Source organism: Mycobacterium sp. E2327, assembly GCF_001672675.1.
Lineage (GTDB): Bacteria > Actinomycetota > Actinomycetes > Mycobacteriales > Mycobacteriaceae > Mycobacterium.
Genome location: NZ_LZKE01000247.1, coordinates 1 through 1,565, shown reverse-complemented (window position 1 = coordinate 1,565; position 1,565 = coordinate 1). Strand labels below are relative to the sequence as shown.

General features: G+C 65.9%; 2 protein-coding genes and 1 tRNA gene. All 3 read right to left on the bottom strand.

Translation table 11 applies throughout. The features are described 5' to 3' along the window. Window positions 1-86: 86 nt before the first annotated feature. Window positions 87-159 (bottom strand) — tRNA-Arg (locus tag A5712_RS28330). 40 nt (window positions 160-199) lie between these two features. After that, window positions 200-1,024: an LLM class F420-dependent oxidoreductase gene (locus A5712_RS28325; RefSeq protein ID WP_082973705.1), complete on the bottom strand. Its 825-nt coding sequence runs from the start codon at window positions 1,022-1,024 to the stop codon at window positions 200-202. 24 nt (window positions 1,025-1,048) lie between these two features. Next, the coding region (locus A5712_RS28320) for a poly-gamma-glutamate hydrolase family protein (protein ID WP_197519520.1) at window positions 1,049-1,565 on the bottom strand (517 nt) is incomplete at its 5' end.

Here is a 1,565-nt window from a genome sequence, read left to right as displayed (position 1 = left end):
TAACTGTCAAGCATCAGCCGAAACACTGTCAGCCATCACCCGAAGTAGAAATGTCAACCATCAGCCGAGGTAATACACCCACAAAGTGCCCCCGGCATGATTCGAACATGCGACACCGGCTTTAGGAGAGCCGTGCTCTATCCCCTGAGCTACGAGGGCGGACAGGGTGAGCTTACCGGGGAAGAACTCCGCGGCGCCCTCACCGCAGTTCGGCAATGACTTTTGCGAACGTGTCGAGGTTGTTGTCCTGCACGGTGAAGCAGCTCAGGCCGTACTTCTCGCGGAGGCCGACCAGCGTGTCGGCCATCTCGCGGGGTGACCCGCTGAGCACCGACGGCATCGACAGCAACTGCTCATCGGACAGGTCCGGCGCGTACTGGCGGGTCATCCTCAAATCGGGCGCGCTCTCGCCCTCGCGCGGCATCGCGGTGATCACCATGTTCAGCTCCAGTGCGTCGAATCGCTCGCCCGCGGCGTTGCGAACAAACTCGATGCGTTCGGCCAGCGGGTCGTCGACGTCGTGGACCCTGGCGCCGGTCAGCCCGATGATGTCGGCGTGCCGCGCGGCCAGCGTCAGCACCCGGTCGCCGTTGCCGGCGATGAGGATCGGCGTCGTCGGGTGATGTTCCTTTAGGTATGTCGTCATGTGTCCCAGGTAGTCGACCCGCGCGCCGGCGCTGGGGTACGGCAGCTCGGCGGCCTCGAATTCCTCGCGGACGTATCCGGTTCCGAGCCCGATCTCGAGACGGCCGTCGCTCAGTACGTCAAGGGCCTGCAGGTCCCTGCTGAGCAGGGCCGGCTTGTAGAACGCGGCGTTGAGCACATACATGCTCAGCTTGATCCGGCTCGTCACCATCGCGACCGCGGTTAGTGTCGGCGACGGTGCCGCCGCGCCGAGATGATCTGGCACGCACAAGATGTCGTATCCGAGATCTTCCGCCCGCTTCACCTTGTCGACCAACGCCGAGCGTGACTTGAAGAACCGCATGCTCAACCCGAAGCGAAAATCCTTGACCACCAACAACCTCCGTTCGACGAATGAGAACACTTACCAGGAACGCGCCGCGGCCGCCAGACCCCGCACCAGCTCAGAGGTGACCGGCGACAAGCCGTCGGCGCCCGGCAGCGGGCTGCGCGGGCTAAGGCCCCGCACCCGGACCGACAGTTCCAGCTGGGTCCCGCCGCCGCGAACCCGGTTCACTGGGTTGTCGGGATGCAGGCCGCGCAGTTCCGGTGGGATGTCGTCGATGTCGGTGACGACTTGGTAGCCGGTCAGCCGGATGTGCCGCGCCAGGTGAGCCGCCAGCGCGCGGTTGCGTCCCCCGGCGAGCAGCTGGGTGCCGCGCCCGATTCGGCCGTAGCCGTGCAGCGAGACGGCGACGTCGACATGATCGAGAAACTCTGCGAGCCTTGGCGATTCGTCCGGGTCGTAGCGGGCCGACGGCAGGTGGTGCGGGTAACGAGCGGGGTGACGCACCACGTACACCGAGGCGTCGGCGGCCTCGGCGGCGCGCTCGGCGATGACGTCGGTCATCTCTTCCAGGCCGCCGCCATGGATGGCGAGG